Annotated in this window: 15 protein-coding genes; 6 read left to right on the plus strand and 9 right to left on the minus strand. The window is 72.3% G+C overall.

Annotated elements, in window-relative coordinates:
* Positions 1-86 precede the first annotated feature (86 nt).
* The 4 genes from FF36_RS24520 to FF36_RS24535 all read left to right on the plus strand — a co-directional run bounded on the left by FF36_RS24520 (position 87) and on the right by FF36_RS24535 (position 7,979).
* A complete protein-coding gene (locus FF36_RS24520; RefSeq protein ID WP_110431508.1) occupies positions 87-488 on the plus strand; it encodes a HEPN domain-containing protein in 402 nt (133 codons plus the stop codon).
* Positions 489-556: 68 nt separating this feature from the next.
* The gene (locus FF36_RS24525; RefSeq protein WP_044887543.1) at positions 557-3,223 is read left to right on the plus strand and encodes a KGGVGR-motif variant AAA ATPase; all 2,667 of its coding nucleotides are present in this window, start codon (positions 557-559) and stop codon (positions 3,221-3,223) included.
* A 222-nt stretch (positions 3,224-3,445) separates the two neighbouring features.
* Entirely contained in the window at positions 3,446-4,804 is a 1,359-nt protein-coding gene (gene glnA / locus FF36_RS24530; protein WP_041939652.1) for a type I glutamate--ammonia ligase, read from the plus strand.
* Between the two features lie 10 nt (positions 4,805-4,814).
* The gene (locus FF36_RS24535; protein WP_044887528.1) at positions 4,815-7,979 is read left to right on the plus strand and encodes a bifunctional [glutamine synthetase] adenylyltransferase/[glutamine synthetase]-adenylyl-L-tyrosine phosphorylase; all 3,165 of its coding nucleotides are present in this window, start codon (positions 4,815-4,817) and stop codon (positions 7,977-7,979) included.
* A gap of 335 nt (positions 7,980-8,314) precedes the next feature.
* Here the strand turns inward: FF36_RS24535 and glnII are convergent, their stop codons facing one another.
* Both glnII and glnA (FF36_RS24545) read right to left on the minus strand, forming a co-directional pair.
* A complete protein-coding gene (gene glnII / locus FF36_RS24540; protein WP_044887529.1) occupies positions 8,315-9,376 on the minus strand; it encodes a glutamine synthetase GlnII in 1,062 nt (353 codons plus the stop codon).
* A 450-nt stretch (positions 9,377-9,826) separates the two neighbouring features.
* A complete protein-coding gene (glnA, locus tag FF36_RS24545) occupies positions 9,827-11,251 on the minus strand; it encodes a type I glutamate--ammonia ligase (RefSeq protein WP_044887530.1) in 1,425 nt (474 codons plus the stop codon).
* Between the two features lie 182 nt (positions 11,252-11,433).
* On the opposite strand from glnA (FF36_RS24545), the gene FF36_RS24550 reads away from it, so the two are divergent.
* A complete protein-coding gene (locus FF36_RS24550; protein WP_242422811.1) occupies positions 11,434-11,913 on the plus strand; it encodes an RDD family protein in 480 nt (159 codons plus the stop codon).
* A gap of 208 nt (positions 11,914-12,121) precedes the next feature.
* On the opposite strand, the gene FF36_RS24555 is transcribed toward FF36_RS24550, so the two are convergent.
* From FF36_RS24555 to FF36_RS24575, 5 genes are all read right to left on the minus strand, one after another.
* Positions 12,122-12,952, minus strand: a complete 831-nt coding sequence (locus FF36_RS24555; protein ID WP_044887532.1) for a DUF4191 domain-containing protein — start codon at positions 12,950-12,952, stop codon at positions 12,122-12,124.
* A gap of 137 nt (positions 12,953-13,089) precedes the next feature.
* Positions 13,090-13,398 (minus strand): hypothetical protein, encoded by a 309-nt coding sequence (locus FF36_RS24560; RefSeq protein ID WP_044887533.1) that lies wholly within the window; start codon positions 13,396-13,398, stop codon positions 13,090-13,092.
* A gap of 135 nt (positions 13,399-13,533) precedes the next feature.
* Positions 13,534-14,520 (minus strand): lipoyl synthase, encoded by a 987-nt coding sequence (gene lipA, locus FF36_RS24565; protein WP_044887534.1) that lies wholly within the window; start codon positions 14,518-14,520, stop codon positions 13,534-13,536.
* A complete protein-coding gene (gene lipB / locus FF36_RS24570; protein ID WP_044887535.1) occupies positions 14,517-15,233 on the minus strand; it encodes a lipoyl(octanoyl) transferase LipB in 717 nt (238 codons plus the stop codon). Before lipB ends, lipA begins: the two co-directional genes overlap by 4 nt.
* A gap of 5 nt (positions 15,234-15,238) precedes the next feature.
* Positions 15,239-15,973, minus strand: a complete 735-nt coding sequence (locus FF36_RS24575) for a Type 1 glutamine amidotransferase-like domain-containing protein (RefSeq protein WP_044887536.1) — start codon at positions 15,971-15,973, stop codon at positions 15,239-15,241.
* A gap of 375 nt (positions 15,974-16,348) precedes the next feature.
* Between FF36_RS24575 and FF36_RS24580 the strand changes: the two genes are divergently transcribed.
* Positions 16,349-18,325: a protein kinase family protein gene (locus tag FF36_RS24580; protein ID WP_242419273.1), complete on the plus strand. Its 1,977-nt coding sequence runs from the start codon at positions 16,349-16,351 to the stop codon at positions 18,323-18,325.
* A 1-nt stretch (position 18,326) separates the two neighbouring features.
* On the opposite strand, the gene FF36_RS24585 is transcribed toward FF36_RS24580, so the two are convergent.
* A complete protein-coding gene (locus tag FF36_RS24585) occupies positions 18,327-19,238 on the minus strand; it encodes a TIGR01777 family oxidoreductase (RefSeq protein ID WP_044887544.1) in 912 nt (303 codons plus the stop codon).
* Positions 19,239-19,341: 103 nt separating this feature from the next.
* A partial coding sequence (gene sucB, locus FF36_RS24590; protein ID WP_044887545.1) for a 2-oxoglutarate dehydrogenase, E2 component, dihydrolipoamide succinyltransferase occupies positions 19,342-20,435 on the minus strand: 1,094 nt, incomplete at its 5' end.

The following is a 20,435-nucleotide window of genomic DNA, read 5'->3' on the forward strand; positions in this document are numbered from 1 at the left end:
GAGCTCGCCTTCCGGAATCGCATTCAGTGCGCGAATCCGCCCCGATACCGACTGGTTACACTCGCGCGAAGATGTTGCCGTGAGGGGTGGGGGAGGCGGGGGCACTGGATCCGGCATGGCGTAGGCGGGCCGACCATTGGGCGGCTGTCGCCCGTGAACGTGGCACCGACGCCGACGTGCTGCACGCGCAGTCGCGTCAGCTCGCGGCGCTGTACTTCATGGGATATGTCGTCGAGGCTTACGCCAAGGCGCTTGCCTCGGCCCGCGGCAAGTCGGCGAAAAAGATACATGAACTTATGCCGCTGCTTGAGGACTGCGGCATCCATCGGACCGATCTTCCGGGAGATCTACGTACCTACGCCGACGAGCGTACGGTCACCATGCGGTACGACCCCACGCTTTCTCCCGACATCGATTACGCCACCGAGCTGGCGCGGGCCCGGCGGCTCGCCGCCTACCTCGGGCTTCGGCTCCGACGGTTAGGATGATCTCGTCGCGCTCCTGGCGCGCGAAGGCGTAGCCAGCACGATCACCGACAAGGGCGGGAGGCGTGGACATGCCGAACAGCGCCCAGGAGGCGGCGGATCGGATCCGCGTGGCCGTCCTGAGTCGGCTGCGCGCACGCGACCACCTGGCGCAGGTGCAGGTGGCGCCGGACCCGTTCCGTGGCTATCGGATCCGGGTGGTCACCCGACTTTTCTACGATCAGATTCCGGCCGAGCGACGTTCACTTGCGCTCGGCTCAGTTCTGCCGGATTCTGAAATCGCAGCCATCGGTCTTCTCACGCCCGATGAGGCAGCCGCGTCAGCGGCCGAGGGAACGGCGGACATCCTGCGGCACGAGGCGTTGGAGCTGCCGTTGTGGCCGGATTCGCTTGCGCGCGGCCAACAGGAGCCGATCGAGGTCCGGCTGCCCTCCCGCTCGGACGACTTTCTTTCCGAGCCGCTGGTCGCGACGTTCTACTCCCTACGCGGTGGTGTCGGAAGGTCGACGTCGCTCGCCTATACCGCCCTGTTGCTCTCTCGCGAGCACCGGGTCCTCTGCCTCGACATGGACCTGGAGGCCCCCGGTCTCGCGGCGCTCTTCGACGTCGAGCGCGACGTGGAGCCTGGACGGGGCATCGTTCCCTTGTTGCTGGAGTCCGACATCGCCGGGCAGGTCCCGGACGTGACGCCCCATCTGCTGCGTGTGCACCCCGACCGTGAGCTCTACCTGCTTCCCGCCGGTCACCCGGACGCCAACTATGCCCGCCAGCTCGCCCAGCTCGACCCGGCGGCGTGGTACCGGGAGGAGAACAACCCGCTGCGGGATCTGATCGCTGCGGTAGGCCGGCTGCGGATCGCCCCGCAGATCGTCCTCATCGACGCGCGGACCGGAATCAGCCCGCTGTCGGCACCGCTGCTGTTCGACGTTGCCGACATCGCCGTCGTGACCTTCTTTCCGCATCCGCAGGCGCGGGTGGGGACGCGGGCGTTGACGCGGGCGCTGCTGGCCGCGAGGTCCGAACGTTCCTATACGCCCGAACCACGGTTTGTCGTCAGTCCGGTGCCCGGCGCGGGAGCGCCGGAGATCCGGAGGCGTTACGAGGACCGGGCCGCCGACTGGATCGGCGAGTGGCTCGCGCCCGCGGTCGTCGAGGGCGGCCAGGCCGCCTTCGGAGAGGTCGAGGAGCTCATCCACGTCGTCGGCTACAGCGAGGATGTGGCTGGAACCGACAGCGTGGTCACCGAGACCGGGATCGGCGCTTACGCGCCGATCAGTGAATGGATCAAGGGTTTCGTCCCGGGATCGGCAGCCGAAGAACTCGGTGCCCCGGTGGTGTCGGTCGCGCTCGTGTCGACCTCGAAATCCGCCGCCCTGGCCGAGCTGCGGTTCTCGGCCGGCGCTGCCGAGGACCAGTCGGACGTCGAATTCCAGGAGACGTTTCTCCAGACCGAGACGGTCGGGCGGGCCACCCGGGCAGACATCCCGCTTATCCTGGGGCGCAAGGGCACCGGCAAGACGGCGCTGTTCCGCCGGCTCGCCACCGCGGGCGGGAGCGTCGTGGTGACCAGCCCCCCCGACCTGCCCATGCGCCGTCCATGGATGCCATCCAGCGATACGTACAAGGCGGTGGGTACGGCACTCTCGGACGGTGGCAATGACTGGCGGGTGGCCTGGACGTTGGTGATCGGTGTGGCGATCCTGCTCCGCGGGGGAGACCGCCATACTGTGCCCGCCGCCTTCGGTGAGCTGGCCTGCAAGGCGAAGGACGAGTCGGAGTACACCGCGCTCGATCTGGTCGAGGACGTGCGCACGATGCTCGCGGCCCGTGACGTCGGCCTTGTCTCCTGGCAGTGGCTTCGGGAGCTGGACGCGACGATGCCGCGTGACACCCTCCTGCTGTTCGACGGTCTGGATGCGGGCTTCGGGCGCACCCCGGAGGATCTGGAAAGACGCCGCGACGGCGTCGGTGGCCTGCTGTCGCTGGTATCCGAGCGGGGGGACGAGCTGGTGAACCTCCGGCTGAAGATCCTGCTCCGAGACGACATCTGGCGCGCCGTCCAGCTCCCGAACAAGTCCCACTTCTTCGGCCGCGACGCACGGCTGTCCTGGGCGAACCAGACCGACTATCTCAAGGTGATCGTCAAACAGGCGCTGCGGGTTCGGGAAGTTGCCGAACTGGTCGGGCAGAGAATGTCTGATATCGGCTCGGCTGCGCTTTCGCCGGCCGTGGTCGATTCATGGCCGCAGTCCCGGGTGATCGATGCCTGGCGCGTGCTGGTGGGGGAGCGGATCTCCGGAGACAAGACCGCCTTCACCTACAACTGGGTATGGCGTCGACTGGCGGACGGCAACGGGGATCATTCGCCCCGATCGCTGGTCCGGCTGTTCGATCGCGCTCTGGGGCGGGAGCGCGGATGGTACCCGGCATCGCCGTACGAGCGAAGCCTGATCCGGCCCAGGGCGCTGGTGGAATCGCTGGACGACATCAGCGACCAGGAGATGGTCTCGCTGGAGGAGGAGTTCGCCGAACTCGTCCCGCTGTTCGACGCGCTGCGGGAGATCGGGCGCACGCCGTTCCCGGCCGGCGAGCTCGCGGTGGACTCGGATGTGGTCAGCCTGGGGTTGGAGGTCGGCCTGTTGCACATCGACTCCGGCACGCGGGACGAGGCCGAGCGTTATCGCGTCCCGGAGCTCTACCGGAAGGCGCTGGGAATGGGGCGCAAGGGTCAGGCCTGAGTTCCGTCTCTGCCTCGCTCCGCCGGCAGCATGATCCGCGGTGCGGCTGTGGGTTGCGGGGTAGACCGTGCTGTAGGTGCTGGGGGCAGGATGTGACGCGCTGTTGGCGGGCCGGTTGCCGGCACGCAACATCACGGCGGCGGAGCGATGTCCTCGCTATGGTCGGGTCAGGCTGACCGGGCGGCCCGTATGGTCGAGTCCCCACCTCAGCGCGGAGGCACCATGGACAAGCAGCAGGAGTTCGTTCTACGGACTCTGGAGGAGCGGGACATCCGCTTCGTTCGGCTCTGGTTCACCGACGTGCTCGGCTACCTGAAGTCGGTGGAGATCGCGCCCGCCGAGCTCGAGGGCGCGCTCGCCGAGGGCATCGGTTTCGACGGCTCCGCGATCGAGGGTTTTGCGCGGGTGCACGAGGCCGACATGCTGGCCCGGCCGGACCCCTCCACGTTCCAGGTGCTTCCGTGGCGCGGTGAGCATCCGCTCACCGCTCGGATGTTCTGTGACCTGATCATGCCGGACGGGGCGCCGGCCGCCACGGACTCGCGGTGGGTACTGCGCCGCGCCCTGGCCCGGGCGGCGGATGCGGGTTTCACCTTCTACACGCATCCCGAAATCGAGTTCTTCCTGCTCAAGGAGCCGCCGAAGCGCGGTGGCCCGATGCCGGCGCCGGTCGACGAGTCGGGGTATTTCGACCTCACGCCGAACGACATCAGCCATGACTTCCGCCAGCAGGCGATCAGCATGCTGGAGCGGCTGGGTATCTCGGTGGAGTTCAGCCATCACGAGGTTGCGCCCGGGCAGCAGGAGATCGACCTGCGTTACGCCGACGCCCTCACCATCGCGGACAACATCATGACCTTCCGGCAGGTGGTGAAGGAGGTGGCACTGCGGCAGGGAATCTATGCCACCTTCATGCCGAAGCCGTTCGGCGATCAGGCCGGTTCGGGCATGCACACTCACCTGAGCCTTTTCGAGGGTGACCGCAACGCGTTCCACGACCCGACCGACGAATACCAGCTTTCGAAGGTCGCGAAGGCGTTCATCGCCGGCCTGCTCACGCACGCCGCGGAGATCACCGCGGTGACGAACCAGTGGGTGAACTCCTACAAGCGGCTCATCGGCGACCAGCGCCTCGGTGAGGTGCTGGAGGCGCCCGCTTACGTGTGCTGGGGCCACAACAACCGGTCGGCCCTGGTGCGGGTGCCGCTGTACAAGCTGCACAAGTCGCAGGCCACCCGGGTGGAGTTCCGGCTGCCGGACAGCGCCTGCAACCCTTACCTCACCTTCGCCCTGGTGCTGGCCGCCGGGCTGCGGGGTGTTCAGGGCGGTTACGATCTGCCCGCGCCGGCGGCCGACGACGTGTGGACGCTTACCGACGTCCAGCGTCAGGAGCGGGGAATCACCGCCCTGCCGGGCTCGCTGGCCGAGGCGATCACGGTGATGGAGCGCTCCTCGCTGGTGCGCGAGACCCTCGGCGACGAGCTGTTCGAGTTCTTCCTGCGGAACAAGCGGGCCGAGTGGCAGGACTACCGCCGGCAGGTGACGCCGTTCGAGATCGACCGCTACCTGCCCGTGTTGTGAGCGTTCCGGCATGCGTGTCGAATGGCCGGGGATCTCGACCGGGTCCGGCGCGCCGCCCGCGGCGGACCATCCGCGCGGCAGCTCGGTAGCCGCCCAGCTCGCGCGCCTCGGCTTCAGCGACGTCGACCAGGTGGCGGCGACCATGGAGCGGCTCGGCCTGCTCGGCGGTTCGGCGGCGCCGACCGGTGGGGATGGGCCGACCGGTGGGGATGGGCCGACCCGTGGGGATGGGCGGCCCGGCTCCGGCGGGGAGGTCCGGCTCGCGGCGAACGTCGTGGTCGGCGCGCTGGCCGCGGCGGCCGACCCCGACCTGGCGCTCGCCGCGCTGGACCGGCTCATCGACGCGCTCGGCCCGGCCGACGGGCAGGCACTCGTCGCGGACCTGGCCGGGCACGCCGGGCTGCGGGACCGGCTGTGCGCCGTGCTCGGCGCGAGCCGCGCACTCGGCGATCACCTGGCCCGCCATCCCGTGGACTGGCGGGTGTTGCGGCCCGACGAGCTGGTCGGCGCCCCGCCCGAGGCCGGCCGGGTCCGGGCGGCACTGCTGCGCGCGGTCGGCGCGGACCCCGCCGATCCGGCGCCCTGCGCCGCCGACGACCGGCCGGCGACCCTCGACGCGCTGCGCGTCGCCTACCGCCGGGCGCTGCTCGTCGTCGCTGCGCGGGACCTCACCGGCGCGGTGGCGCTGGACGACGCCACCGCGGAGCTCGCCGACCTGGCCGGCTCGGCACTCGACGCGGCGCTGGCGATCGCCCGCGCCGGCCTCGACCCGAACCTGCCCGCGGTCCGGCTCGCCGTCATCGGCATGGGCAAGTGCGGGGGCCGGGAGCTGAACTACGTCAGTGACGTCGATGTCCTGTTCGTCGCCGAGCCGGTGGCGGGCGGCGAGGCGGCCGATGCGGAGACGGCGCTGCGGGCCGCGACGCGGATGGCCGAGGGGCTGGTACGGGCGGCGGGGCTGGCGACCTCCGCGGGCGCGTTGTTCCAGGTCGACGTCGGCCTGCGCCCGGAGGGCCGCGACGGCGTCCTGGTGCGCACCCTCGACAGCCACCGCACCTACTACCGTCGCTGGGCCCGGACCTGGGAGTTCCAGGCCCTGCTCAAGGCCCGCCCGATCGCCGGCGACCTGGTGCTCGGCGCGGAGTTCTGTGCCATGGTCGCGCCGCTGGTCTGGACCGCCGCCTCTCGGCCGGACTTCGTCGCCGACGTGCGGGCGATGCGCCGGCGGGTCGAATCGTCGCTGTCGCGCGCGGAGGCGGAGCGCAACCTCAAGCTCGGCCCGGGCGGGCTGCGCGACGTCGAGTTCGCCGTCCAGCTCCTGCAGCTTGTTCACGGCCGGGTGGACGCGAAGCTGCGGGAGCGCTCGACGCTCGCCGCCCTCGACGGCCTCGCCCGCGGTGGGTACGTGGGCCGGCGCGACGCCGCCGACCTCGCCGAGGCGTACCGCTTCCTGCGCAACGCCGAGCACCGGCTCCAGCTTCAGCGCCTGCGCCGGGTGCACAGCCTGCCGCGAGATCCGGGCGAGCTGCGCTGGCTTGCCCGGTCGATGGGGATGCGTACCGCCCAGGACTTCGCCGACGCCCACGCCCGGATCGTGCGCACCGTGCGGTCACTGCACCAGAAGCTGTTCTACGCCCCGCTGCTGGAGGCGGTCGCCCGGCTGTCGACCGAGGAGGTCCGGCTGTCCCACGCCGAGGCGCAGCAGTGGCTCGCCGCGCTGGGATTCGCCGCCCCGGACCGCTCCCTGCGCCACATCGAGGCGTTGATCAGCGGGGTGAGCCGGACGGCCGCGATCCAGCGGCATCTGCTACCGACGTTGCTGCCGACCCTCGCCGACGCGCCCGATCCCGACGCGGGCCTGCTGGCCTACCGCCGGGTCAGCGAGGCGCTCGGCCGCGCCCCCTGGTACCTGCGGCTGCTGCGCGACTCCGCCGGCGCCGCCGACCGGCTCGCCCGGGTCCTCGCCTCCAGCCGGTATGTCGCGGATCTGATGACGCGGGCGCCCGAATCGGTCCGGCTGCTGCGCACGGAGGCCGACCTCGTCCCCGTGCCGCGCGAGACGCTCAGCCGAACGATGCTCGCGATCGCACACCGCAACCCCGACTGGGAGGACGCCGTCGGCCGGGCCCGGGCGGTGCGCCGGGAAGAGCTGGTCCGGGTCGCCTGCGCCGATCTGCTCGGCCTGCTCGACGTGGCCGCGGTCGGGCGGGCCCTGGCGGACGCCGCCGCCGCCACCGTCGCCGCGACGCTGCTCGTCGCGGAGCGCCGGATCGCCGGGGGAGATCCCACCTGCCTGCCGGCGCGGATCTCCGTCATCGCGATGGGCCGGCTCGGTGGGGCGGAGATGTCCTACGGCAGCGACGCCGACGTCCTGTTCGTGCACGAGGCCCGCCCGGGCCATTCGGCGCAGCAGGCGCACCGGGCCGCCGCCGAGGTGATCGGGGAGCTGCACCGGCTGCTCGCCGTGCCCGGCCCGGATCCGGCGCTTCGGCTGGACACGACGCTGCGCCCGGAGGGCCGCAGCGGCGCCCTGTCGCGCCCGCTCGACGCCTACGACGCCTACTACCGCCGCTGGTCGCAGGACTGGGAGTCGCAGGCGCTGCTGCGCGCGCGGCCGCTGGCGGGGGATCCCGAGCTCGCCTACCGGTTCTGCCGGCTCGCTGATACGGTGCGTTACCCGACGACGCTGCCGGCGGCGGCGATCGATGAGATCATCCGGCTTCGCGGTCGGATGCGGCGCGAGCGGATCCCCCGCGGGGTCGATCCCACCCGCCACCTGAAGTTCGGTCCCGGCGGGCTCACCGACGTGGAGTGGGCGGTGCAGCTTCTCCAGCTTCGCCACGGCCGGCAGGTCCCGTCGCTGCGCACCACCTCAACCCTCGACGGTCTGCGGGCCGCGGTGCTCGCCGGGCTGCTCGGCGAGGCGGAGGCAGGTGACCTGCAGGCGGCCTGGCTGTCGGCGTCGCGGCTGCGCAACGCGAGCACGCTCGCGGGCTGGCCGCGGCCGGACGTGCTCCCTGATCGCCCGCGGGCCCTGGAGGCGACGGCGCGGGCCGCGGGCTGGCCGGCGGACGGCGCCGACGACCTCCTCGCCGAGTACCGGCGGCTGGCGACGCGGGCCGAGGCGGTCGTCGCGGACGTCTTCGCGCGGGAGCGGACCGCCGAGTTCGGCTGAGCGCCGCGGACCGCCGTCCGCTCCGGCGCGCCGCCGGCTCCGGCCCGATCTCGGGGTCGTGAATCCGCCCCAGGACGCCGACAGGCCGGCCGTCCGAGGGAAGCCTCGGACGGCCGGCCTGTCGGCTGCCACCTCACGTCGCGGTGCGCACCGTTGCGGGAACCGGGGGATCGGGGCGCCGGCGCTCCCCCGCGCGAGCGCCCCGGCCAGGACGCGATGTCTGCCCAGCCGCGTCGACCTGCTGCAGGCGTGTCGACCTGCCTCCGCCGCGCCGGCGTGTTTCCGGCCCGGCGGACTGCTCGGCCGACCGGTCCGGGCAGACGTGTCGGTCAGGCTCAGACGCTCGCCTCGGCGGGCGCCGGAGTGGTCTGTGACGGCACGAACAGGGTCGGCTTGTCGCCGGCCAGGGCGCTGCAGCAGGTGTCGATCATGAGCGCGGTGACCAGGTACGGGTCCATGTTCGCGTTCGGACGACGGTCCTCCAGCCAGCCCTTCTTGGCCTTCTCGACGGCCCAGGGGATGCGGACCGAGGCGCCGCGGTCCGAGGCGCCCCAGGAGTACTTGTTCCAGGGGGCGGTCTCGTGCTTGCCGGTCAGCCGGTCCTCGATGCCCTTCCCGTAGTGGGTGACGTGCTCGGTGACGCGCGTGCCGAGCGCCTCGCAGCACGTGACGATGGCGTCCCAGCCCTCCATCGTCTGCTTGGTGGAGAAGTTGGTGTGCGCGCCGGCACCGTTCCAGTCACCGGGGATCGGCTTCGCGGCGAAGGACACCTCGACGCCGTAGTCCTCGGCGATCCGGTGGAGCAGCCAGCGGCCCAACCAGATCTGGTCGCCGATGGCGGGCGCGGGCAGGACGCCGATCTGGAACTCCCACTGGCCCATCATGACCTCGGCGTTGGTGCCCTCGATGGCGAGGCCGGCGTCGAGGCATGCCTGGGTGTGCCGCTCGACGATCTGGCGACCGGGCATCTTCGAGCCGCCGACGCCGCAGTAGTACGGACCCTGCGGCGCGGGGTAGCCGACCTCCGGCCAGCCGTACGGGCGGCCGTCCTTGAAGAAGGTGTACTCCTGCTCGATGCCGAACATGGGCGACATGTCGGCGTACCGCTCGGCGACACCGAGGGCGGCCGCCCGGGTGTTCGTCGGGTGGGGCGTGAAGTCGGTCAGCTGGACCTCGCACAGCACCAGGCGGTTGTCGCCTCCCCGGATCGGGTCGGGCGTCTCGAAGACGGGACGCAGCACGCAGTCCGAGTTCGATCCCGGCGCCTGGTTGGTGCTCGAGCCGTCGAAGCCCCAGATCTCCGGCTCCTTGCCGTCCTTGATGATGCGCGTCTTGCTACGCATCAAAGGCTCGGGCTCGGTGCCGTCGATCCAGATGTACTCGGCCTGATAACTCACTCAATACTCCCCGTGGTTGGTCCTGCACGAAACGGTGCGACTTCGTGATCGGCCTGGGGGAGGCCGACCCAGGCCGCGATGGACGGGAGGGTTCGGTCGGAGCCTCGTCGGGCCCCGTTACCGCCCGGTTCCGCGATTGTTAATTCTTCGTCTCTGGTGCGTCACAGATGGTATTGGCGGCCGGACCAGGGCATTGGTTCCTCGAAGCCGTTCGGCCGGTCGTCCCAAGGTGGTGGGCGTCAATTTTACCGGTCCCGCCCAGACAGCACGGAATATTTTTCTCGGAGGGCGCCCACGACCGTGCGGGAGGCCCCACTCCGGCGCTGTTGGAACGGGGCCCGGAGAAGGCGGCCGACGGGAATCTCCACCGATTCTCGGCCGGCGCGCGCGGCGCCCCGGCCGCGCGGCCGGGTTTCTCGGCCCGGCCGGCGGTGAAGGTGACGCTGTCGGTCAGATGTCGTAGTAGAGGGTGAACTCGTACGGGTGCGGCCGGAGCCGGATGGCGTCGACCTCGTTGAGCCGCTTGTACTCCAGCCAGGTCTCGATCAGATCGGTGGTGAAGACGTCGCCCTCGCGGAGGAAATCGTTGTCCGCCTCGAGCGCGTCGAGCACCTTCTCCAGCGAGCCGGGAACCTGCGGGACCGCGGCCAGCTCGTCCGGCGGGAGCTCGTAGAGGTCCTTGTCGATCGGGTCCGGCGGGTCAATCTTGTTGCGGATGCCGTCCAGGCCGGCCATGAGCATCGCGGCGAAGGCCAGATACGGGTTGCAGCTCGGGTCCGGGACGCGGAACTCGACCCGCTTCGCCTTGGGCGAGTCGCCGCCGAGCGGGATGCGGCAGCACGCGGAGCGGTTGCGCGCCGAGTAGACGAGGTTGACCGGTGCCTCGTAGCCGGGGACCAGCCGGCGGTAGGAGTTCGTGGTCGGGTTGGTGAACGCCAGCAGCGCCGGTGCGTGGTGCAGCAGGCCGCCGATGTAGTAGCGCGCGGTGTCCGACAGGCCGCCGTAGCCGTTGGGGCTGTAGAACAGCGGCTCGCCGTCCTTCCACAGGCTGGAGTGCACGTGCATGCCGGACCCGTTGTCCTCGAACAGGGGCTTCGGCATGAAGGTGACGGTCTTGCCCCGGCTGCGGGCGACGTTGCGGATGACGTACTTGTAGAGCATCAGGTTGTCCGCGGTCTTCAACAGCGTGTCGTAGCGGATGTCGATCTCCGCCTGCCCGGCGGTGCCGACCTCATGGTGCTGCATCTCGACGGTGATGCCGGTCTCATAGAGGACCCGCGTCATCTCCGAGCGGAGGTCCGTGAAGTGATCGGTCGGCGGGACCGGGAAGTAGCCGCCCTTGAAGCGGGGCTTGTAACCGAGGTTGCCGCCCTCTTCCTTTCGGGAGGTGTTCCAGGCGGCCTCGACCGAGTCGACCTGGTGCATCGACCCGTAGGGGTTGTAGTCATAGCGGACGTCGTCGAAGATGTAGAACTCCGCCTCGGGTCCGAAATAGGCCGTGTCGGCGATGCTGGTACCACGCAGGTACGTCTCCGCCTTCTTGGCGATGTTCCGCGGGTCCCGGGAGTACTGCTCCTTCGTGATCGGGTCGTGGATGAAGAACGTCATCGCGAGGGTCTTGTGTTCACGGAACGGATCCACGAAGGCGGTCTGCGGGTCCGGCAGCAACAGCATGTCGGACTCGTGGATGGCCTGGAAACCTCGAATTGAGGAGCCGTCGAACATCAACCCGTCGGTGAACACCGACTCGGCGAAGACCTGCGTCGGAATAGTGAAGTGCTGCATGATTCCGGGCAGATCACAGAATCTTACATCGATGAACTGCACGTCCTCGTCGCGGATATAACGGAGCACGTCCTCGGCTTTTGTGAACATTCGACCTCCAGCGTCCCGTCACGCTTATCAAGCCTGTAGGTTACGGCATGTCGATGTGTCTTCGGTCATGCCCCGGCGGACCCGCGACATCACGAAGTCGTTTCGTTTATGTTACGGGAGCGCACTTTATCACCCTTGGTGAACCCTTGGGTGCAGGTCGGTGCGGCGGATAAGCTTGCGTCGTGGGACGAGCACTTGGAGGCTGGCTCGAAGGGCCTGGTCTGCCCCGGGACACGCCGCCGGGCGTCCGGCTGGGGCTGCCGGCGGAGGGCCGCGGCTCGGTCGTGGGCTTCGGGCCGCGGCTGGGCGCGTACCTCATCGACGCGGTCGTGGCGAACCTGATCGTCGGCGTGCTGTATCTGGCCGGGCTCAGCTACGCCGGCGACGTTCGCGGCCTGGCGATCTACCTGGTGTTCCTGCTGGAGGAGTTCATCCTCGTCAGCACCGGCGGCCAGACGATCGGCATGCGGTTGTTGGGCATGCGGGTGATCCGGCTGCGTGACCGCGGCCGGCAGTCCTGGCCCTGGATCGGGGTGCGCACCCTGCTGCTGGCGCTGCTGGTGCCCGTGGTCGTCTGGGACCGCGACCAGCGCGGCCTGCATGATCGTGCGGCCGGGACCGTGGTCGTGCGCGATCCCGTCCGCGCGGACTCCGCCCCCTAGGCAGGCAGGCCCGAAGTCCGGCGGTCCCCGGCGGGAGAGGCCGTGGCCAGGTGCGACTGGAGCGACCCGGGTTCATGTGTTCCGCGCAACCGGGCTCACCACACCCACACCCGGACTCGACCCAGACCGTCGGCCGTGACACGGCCTCGCCCGCCAGGCCTCGCCCTCCCACGCCCACGACCGGCCCCGTCACCGCCGCGTCGTCGGGTCAGCGCAGGCGGCCGCCCCGGGGCACGTTGCGGGGGATCGGGCCCTTCGGGATCGGCAGGGCCGCGCCGCCCATGGCGCGCAGCCGGCGGTCGAGGGCGTCCACCTCCCCGCGACGCAGAGTCCGGCGAAGCCGCATCAGCGTGCCCTGGAGCTTCGGTAGCGGCGTCTCGCCCTCGCCGGTGCCGACGATGATGTCGGTCACCGGCGTGTCGCCGACGACCTTGCGGATCCGGCGCTTCTCCGCAACGAGCAGCTCCCTCGGCCCGCGGCCGCGGCCTTCCGCGATGATCACCACTCCGGCGCGGGAGACGACCCGATGCACCACATCCTGGTGGCGGTTCACGCCGACCGCCGGAGTGATCCGCCAGTCGCCGCGCATCCGCTCGACCACGCCGGCCGCGGCTCCGGGCTTGCCCTCCATCTCCGCGTAGGCGGTGCGCTGGACGCGCCGGCTGAACACGTTCAGGGCGACCACGACGCCGAGCAGGATGGCAATAGGGATCCACACGTACAGCGGCCCGACGAGGATGCCGAGCAGAACGCCGATCACGAGCGGGACGAAGAAGGCCGCCAGGGTGAACCAGAGCACCTGCGGATCGCGCTGGCGTGTGATCGTGAAGACCATCCGCAACTGCGCGAGACGGGCCGCGAAACCGGTCCCCTCCGCGGCGCCGCCCCCGCCCGCACCACCACTGCGGCCCGCACCACCGCCGCGGCCCGTGGCGCCGCCCCGGCTCCCGTCGTTCTTCCCGCTCGCTGCCGCGTTCCTGCCCGCCGCCGCGGGGGTCGACGATCCCGCGGTGTCCCTCGGCTGCTTCCTCAGTGCCATGACCGCGAGCCTACGGCCTGGCGGCTCGCCGCAGTGCGGCTGTCGCGTCCGCCGGGATCATCCGCCGCGACCATCTGCTCGGTCTGCCCGATCCCCGCTGTCCTGGCTGTCGGCGGGGCAGCCCGCCGGCCGGGGAATCAGCTCTGGGCGGCGACGACCCGCGGCAGCCCACGAACGGCCGCGCCGATGCGGGCGGTGGTCGCTGCGCCGCCCAGGCCGGCCAGGCGAGAAACCCGTGCGGCGCCCTCGGTGCCCGGGATGCTGGCGCACGCGTCGGGTCCGGGTGCGATCGGGGCCACCGACACCGGGTCGACCCATCGGTAACCCGATGTGACGTGCAGGTCGGCGGCTGCGCGCCAGGCGTTGCGCCGCGCGGTCTTCTGTCCGCCATGCGGCAGCACGAGCAGAGTCGCTTCTTCGATGACACTGAGCAGTGAACGGAGCACGATGGGAACGACCTCCCGGCACGGTCGTGGGCGCACACCTCGATGATGGGCCAGAGAGAGACCCCCCTCGTGACAAGGGGGTAACGCTACGATGTGTAGCCTAGCCCGTCCGGGGGATGCCCACCAGCGTGCCCGTCACAGCGTGTGAGAGGTTTCCAGCACACTTTCGGGGAGATCGGACATCGCGGTGCGGCCCTCGCCACGAGCCATGATCGCCTGCTGGTAGAGCCGGCCGGCCCGGTAGGACGAGCGCACGAGCGGCCCGGACATGACGCCGGAGAAGCCAAGCTCGGCGCCGACGCGCTCCCAGTCGAGGAACTCCTCCGGCCGCACCCAACGCTCCACCGGGTGGTGACGGGGCGTGGGCCGCAGATACTGGGTTACGGTGAGTAGTTCGCAGCCGGCTGTGCGCAGGTCCCGCATGGCCTCGTGGATCTCCTCGCCGGTCTCGCCGAGCCCGAGGATCAGGTTCGACTTCGTGACGAGGCCGGCCGTGCGAGCCTGGCGCAGCACGTCGAGGGAGCGCTCGTAGCGGAACGCCGGCCGGATGCGCTTGAAGATCCGCGGCGCCGTCTCGAGGTTGTGCGCAAGGACCTCGGGGGCCGCACCGAAAACCTCGTCGAGCTGGTCGGCCCGCCCGCCGAAGTCGGGGATGAGCACCTCGACCCCGGTATCCGCGGACAGCGCGTGGACCTGGCGGACCGTCTCGGCGTACAGCCAGGAACCGCCGTCGGCCAGGTCGTCGCGGGCCACGCCGGTGACGGTTGCGTAGCGCAGCCCCATCGTGCGCACGGACTCCGCCACCCGCCGCGGCTCGTCGCGGTCCAGCGGTGTGGGGCGGCCCGAGTCGATCTGGCAGAAGTCGCACCGCCGGGTGCAGACGTCCCCGCCGATCAGGAAGGTCGCCTCGCGGTCCTCCCAGCACTCGTAGATGTTCGGGCAGCCGGCCTCCTCGCACACCGTGTGCAGCCCGGCAGCACGGACCAGCCCCTTGACGTCGGAGTACTCCGGGCCGGTGCGCATCCGGGTGCGGATCCACGGCGGCTTGCGCTCGATCGGCGTCTGCGCGTTGCGCGCCTCCAGGCGCAGCAGGGGGCGTCCCTCGGGGGCGACCGCGCTCATCCGACCAGCTCCATCCGCTCGGTCCCGGGTTGCGGCTGCGCCGGGGGCTCCTCGGCCGGCTCGACCCGCGCGGTGAGGCGATCGCCGAGGTTGCGCCCGCCGAGGTAGCGGGCGAGCACGGCCAGGGTGTGCCGTTCGACCACCGGCCGGGCCTCGGCGACGGTCACCGCCCGACCAAGCTCGGCGGACAGGCTCGTCACCCCGGCGTCGGTGATGCCACAGGGGACGATCTGCCCGAAGGCGCCCAGGTCCGACGAGCAGGTCAGCGCGAAGCCATGGGTGGTCACCGCCTGCCGGACCCGCACGCCGATCGCGGCAACCTTGCGCAGACCGTCCATCGTCCAGACGCCGCTGCGGCCGTCGACCCGGCGGGTCGCCAGCCCCAGCTCGGCGCAGGAGTCGATGAGGGCCTCCTCCAGGGCGCGCACGTAGGCGACGACGTCCAGTGGACGAGGCAGCTTGACGATCGGGTAGCCGACGAGCTGCCCCGGGCCATGCCAGGTGATCTTGCCGCCGCGGTCGACGTCGACGACCTCGGTGCCGTCCAGCGGTCGTTCGAAGGGCTGCGTCCGCCGGCCCGCGGTATAGACGCTGGGATGTTCCACCAGGATGAGTGTGTCGTCCACCTCGTCGGCCACCCGGGCCTCGGCGAGGGATCGTTGCATGTCCCACGCTTCGCGGTAGGGGACCACGGAAAGCCTCAGAACATCCACGCCATTCAGACTACGCGTGCGCCGGGTAGCAGGCGGGGTGTGACCGAGGTCTCGACCGCGGCGCCGTCGGGGCCGCGCTCGACCCGCCAGGCGTGCACGCCTGGCCGATCGGCGACGGCCTCGACCAGGTCGGTGCCGCGAAAGTGCAGCCCGACGCCGTCGTCGGTCGCCCAGCCGGCTGGCAGCGTCCCGTCGGCGACGAGACGCTGGTACAGCGGGCGGCGGCCCGGCTCGGAGTCGTAGTGCGGAGTGTTGCTGAACGGCAGCAGGCCCAGCCCGTTCGTGACCGGCCGCAGGTCCGGGCCGAACGAGTCGGTGGTGCCACCGACATGCCAGCACAGGGAGCCGGCCGAGACGCCGCCGAGGACGACGCCGGCCTCCCACGCCTGGCGCAGGATCTCGCCCAGCCCGTGCACCGCCCAGACCGCGAGCAGGTTCGCCACACTGCCCCCACCGACCCAGATCACGTCCTGGGCCAGCAGGTGGCCGCGGATGTCCGGGATGTTCGGCATGGGGAACAGCGCCAGGTGCGAGACCCGCACGTCGGGCCGGTCGCGGTTGAACGCGGCGTAGCCGCGGGCATAGGCGCCCTGGTCGTCGCCCAGCGCCGTCTGCAGCAGGCAGACCCGGGGCCGCGGGCCGGCCCCGGCCAGGTCGATCGCGTGCGTCAGGATCGGCCCGACCTTCGCGCCGTACCGGCCGTCGGGAAGGAAACCGCCGCTGGTGGCGAGGATCTGCACTCCGCTTTCCCCCTGGCTCGTCGGCCGGCGGCGCTGCCGTCCGGACCCGGTCTCGGGCGATTGTCCGCCATCCGCGCATCCGCGCCCTCGCGGGGGGCCGGACGTCGCCGTCAGGTTTCCGGCCGGGTCCGACAGGTCTGCCGCCCAGTCTCGCCCGGCGCCGGCCCGCACCCGTCGTGACCAGGCATGTCCTCACCCAGACCGGTGCGGGGCAGGACGCCGCCGCAGGAGTGATCGTAAAAAGTTATCCACAACCGGACGAAGAACAATGCAGAGTCGCCCCGATTGAGCCTAGCGTCGCTACCTGTGACCTTCACCGACGATTCCGCGGACAGGCCGGCACGGCGCGTCGGCGGGGCACCCGAGGTGCCGGGGGTGAGCGTGCGTTCCCGGCTGCGGGACGCGGGCTCCGGCGAGCTCTGGGCGGGTCAGTTCGACCAGTCCGGGATCGAGTGCGTCGTGCGCCGGGTGCGTCTCGCCCCCGACCCGGTGCTGCGCTCGGCGGCGGTCGCCGCGGCCCGCGCGCTGGCGGAGCTGGCGCACCCGCACATCAACCCCGTGGTGGCGGTGCTGCCCACGGCGGAGGGGTTGGCGCTGATCACCGAACCGGTCGTCGGCGCGATCAGCCTCGCCCGCCTGCTGGCGCTGCGCGGCGATCTGGATCCGGGCGAGGTCGTCACCGTCGGCCTGCCGGTCGCGCAGGCGCTGGCCGCCGCGCACGCGGTCGGCATCGTGCACGGCCGGCTCGAACGGGAGGACATCCTGCTGGAGCCGAACGGGCGCCCGGTCCTGACCGGCCTCGGGATCGCCGCGCTGGCCGACGCCGCAAGGGCCGATCCCCTTCCGCCCGAGGCGGCTTCGGCGGACGTGCACGACCTCGCCGATCTGCTGCTGGGGGCGATGCGGGAGGCGACGGGCCCGGATGCCGCCGCGGTCGCGGTGGCCGTCGCCACCGCCATGATCGACGATCCGCACCGGCGGCCGAGCGCCGCCGAGCTCGCCGCCGCGCTGGCCCGCAGCGCCACCCCCCTGCCCGTGCGGCTGCCCGGCGACGGCGAGCCGAGGACGGCCGTGCGCCCCGCGGAACCCTCACCCACGCAGACCCTGCCGCGGATTCCCCCGGCGGGCCGGCCCCCTGCCGCCGAATCCCGGCCGCCCGGCGCGCGGCGCACCCCGGCCGGGCCGCCCGACCCACCCGGCTCGCCGCGCCGTCCACAGCCCCCCGCCGACGCGGTGGGCGTCCCGGAGCCCGGCGGACACGGACACGGCGACGGCGACGGCGACGGTCGGCCGCGGCTGCTGGCGGGTGCCCGCCTGAACCCGGGGCCGGACGGCACCCGCGACCCGCGCGACGGGCCGGGCCCCCATGACGACGCCGACCAGCCCCCTCCTGGCGGCCGCGCGCCCGGCCGGCCGACCAGCGGCGCCACCGCCGTCGACGCGGCGGAGCTGCTCGACTCCCTGCCCCCGCCCCCGCGGCGTTCGACGCCCGCCCGCCGGACGTCCCGTGTCGCGGGCAGGGGTGCCGGCACGACCCCGGCCGCGGCGGACCGAGCGAGCCCGGTGAAGGCGCCCCCGGAAGCGTCGCGGCCCGCCACCCGCCCGTCGCGGCCCGCCGCCGGCGCGGCGGCCGGAGGATCCCGTGGGACCCACGGCCGGACCGGTGCTTCCGCGGCGCCTGGTTCTCCGCCGGGGGCGGCGGGTTCGTCGGGTCGGGCCGGGCGGGCGGGCGCCGGCCGTCGGCCGCGCCGCACGGGCGCCCGGCGGCGGCGCTGGCTGCTGCCGGTCACCGCGGGGCTGGGCCTGTTCGCCGTCGTGGTGGCCGTCGTGCTGCTCATGACGAGCCCGTCGGGGGACGGCACCAGCGATACCGCGGCGCCCGCGCCGCAGCCGGCGTCGCCGCCCGCGGCCGGCGTGCCCGGCCGGGACCCGACCGCCTCACCGGTGGCGAACCAGTCGCCCGAGCAGATCTGGCGTGCCGTGCTGGGCGCGCTCAACACCGCCCGCAGTGGGGCCTTCGAGCACGCCGACGAGTCCCTGCTGGGGCAGTCCGACGCCGCCGGCAGCCCCGCCTACAACGCGGACGTCACCCTCATGCGACAGGTCATCGCCCAGGGCGCGCACGCGTCGCCGCTGCACAGCGAGATCCTCGCGCTGCAGGTCCGCGACGAGCAGCCGAACCGCACGGTGCTGCGGGTGACCGAACGCCTGGCCGCCTACGACTACCTCGACGCCCGCGGCCAGCTTCTCGCCCACCAGCCGGCGAAGGACCCCCAGCGCCACGATCTCGTGCTGCTCCGCACGGGCTCCGGTTGGCGGGTCTCGGAGAGCATCCCCGTCGCGGGGAACTAGTTCAGGCGCCGTCGGTGAGGATCGCCCGCAGCGCGGTGTCGATGTCGGGGTGGGTGAACCGGAAGCCGGCTGCGGTCAGCACGGCGGGGGCCAACCGCTGGGAGGCGAGGACGCCCTCGTCGGCGAACTCGCCGAGGGCGGCGCGCAGGGCGAGGCGGGGTACCGCGGCGAACGCCGGGCGGTGCAGCGCCGACGCGAGCGCCGCGGTGAAGGCGGCGTTGGTGACGGGTTCGGGCGCGACCAGGTTCACCGGCCCGGCCACCGAGTCGTCGGCGAGCAGCAGGCGCAACGCCGCCACGTGGTCGGTGCAGCTGATCCAGCTCAGCCACTGGCGGCCCGATCCCAGCCGACCCCCGAGCCCCAGCCGGAACAGCGGGAGCTGGCGGCCGAGGCTGCCTCCGTGGCGGGAGAGCACGACCCCGGTCCGCAGCGTGACGACCCGGATGCCGGCCTCGCGGGCGGGCGTGGCCGCCGCCTCCCAGTCCTCGACGAGCCGGGCGAGGAACCCCGCGCCGGCGGGGGCGTTCTCGTCGAGCGGGCCGGCGTCGCCGCCCGCCGAGGTGCCGTACCAGCCGACGGCGCTGCCGGAGAGGAACGCCTGCGGGGGCGGGGTGAGGGTGGCGAGGGTGCGGGCGAGCAGGTCGGTGCCGGCGATCCGGCTGTCGCGCAGCAGGCGCTTGTAGTCGTCGGTCCAGCGGCGGTCGCCGATGCCCGCGCCGGCGAGGTGGACGACGGCGTCGGTGCCGGCGAGCGCCGCCGGGTCGAGCCGACCGGCGGCGGGATCCCACTGGATCTCGCCGCCGGTGCGGGGTGTCCGCCGGACCAGGGTGGTCACGGTGTGGCCGTCCCCGTGCAGGGCGGGGACGAGTGCTGAACCGATCAGTCCCGAGGCCCCGGTCACCACGATGCGCATGGTGACCATCGTGGCCGGTCGCCGCCTCGGATGCGAGGCGGCGACCGGGCCCGTGTCCGCTGCCGGCGCCTGGAGACTGGCGGCGTCCTGAGGCTGGCGGAGCCTAGAGGCCCAGGTCGGCCTCGAAGGCACCCTCCTCGAGCCGCCGCTTGATGAAGGTCAGGAAGCGGGCGGCGTCGGCCCCGTCGACGATGCGGTGGTCGTAGGTCAGCGACAGGTACACCGCCGACCGCACGGCGATGATCTCCCCGAGCTCCGGGTCGTCGATGACGGCGGGCTTCTTCGTCACGATCCCCGTGCCGAGGATGCCCACCTGCGGCTGGTTGATGATCGGCGTGTCGAACAGGGCGCCTCGGCTGCCCGTGTTCGTGAGGGTGAAGGTCCCCCCGCCGAGCTCGTCCGGGGAGATCTTGTTGGCCCGGGTCCGGCTGGCCAGATCGTCGATCTTGCGTGCGAGACCGGTGAGGTTGAGGTCACCGGCGCTGTGGATGACCGGCACGACCAGGCCGCGCTCGGAGTCCACGGCGATGCCGAGGTTCTCGTCGCCGTGGTAGGTGACCGTCCCCGCCTCGACGTCGAGGCTGGCGTTGAGCTGCGGGAACTCGCGCAGCGCCTCGCAGGTCGCCAGCGCGAAGAACGGCAGGAACGACAGCTTCAGTCCCTCGCGGGCCTGGAAGCCGGCCTTGGCCCGGTCCCGCAGCCGCGCGATGCGGGTGACGTCCACCTCGACGACGGTGGTGAGCTGGGCGCTGATCTGCAGCGACTCGACCATGCGCTTGGCGACCAGGGCGCGCAGCCGGGAGAGCTTCTCGGTGCGCCCACGGACCGGGGCGGGGGCGGAGGTGCCCGTGCCGGTCGTCGCCGGGGCGGCCGCAGCCGGGGCGGCCGGGGCCGCGGGGCGGGCCGGTGCCGACGGCGCGGCGGGAGCTGCCGGGGCGGCGGGGGCGGCGCCGGAGCGGGCCGCCTCCTGGATGTCCTGCTTGGTGATCCGGCCGCCGGGGCCCGAGCCGGTCACGTCGGCGAGGTCGACGCCCAGCTCGGCGGCCATCTTGCGGACCAGCGGCGTGACGTAGCGACCGATCCCGCCGTCGCCGTTGGAGGTGGCCACCGGGGCGGGTGCGGTCGGTGCCTGGGCGGGCACCGGGGCCGGCTCCGGCGCGCGGACCGGCGCCGGGGCGGGGGCCGGGGTGGGGGCCG

The organism is Frankia torreyi (assembly GCF_000948395.1).
Classification (GTDB): domain Bacteria; phylum Actinomycetota; class Actinomycetes; order Frankiales; family Frankiaceae; genus Frankia; species Frankia torreyi.

Excerpts from the sequence above, each read along its gene's own strand:
- FF36_RS24525 (WP_044887543.1), top strand. The coding sequence starts at position 557 with ATGCCGAACAGCGCCCAGGAGGCGGCGGATCGGATCCGCGTGGCCGTC.
- glnA (WP_041939652.1), top strand. The coding sequence starts at position 3,446 with ATGGACAAGCAGCAGGAGTTCGTTCTACGGACTCTGGAGGAGCGGGAC.
- FF36_RS24535 (WP_044887528.1), top strand. The coding sequence starts at position 4,815 with ATGCGTGTCGAATGGCCGGGGATCTCGACCGGGTCCGGCGCGCCGCCC.
- glnA (WP_044887530.1), bottom strand. The coding sequence starts at position 11,251 with ATGTTCACAAAAGCCGAGGACGTGCTCCGTTATATCCGCGACGAGGAC.
- FF36_RS24555 (WP_044887532.1), bottom strand. The coding sequence starts at position 12,952 with ATGGCACTGAGGAAGCAGCCGAGGGACACCGCGGGATCGTCGACCCCC.
- lipA (WP_044887534.1), bottom strand. The coding sequence starts at position 14,520 with ATGAGCGCGGTCGCCCCCGAGGGACGCCCCCTGCTGCGCCTGGAGGCG.
- FF36_RS24585 (WP_044887544.1), bottom strand. The coding sequence starts at position 19,238 with ATGCGCATCGTGGTGACCGGGGCCTCGGGACTGATCGGTTCAGCACTC.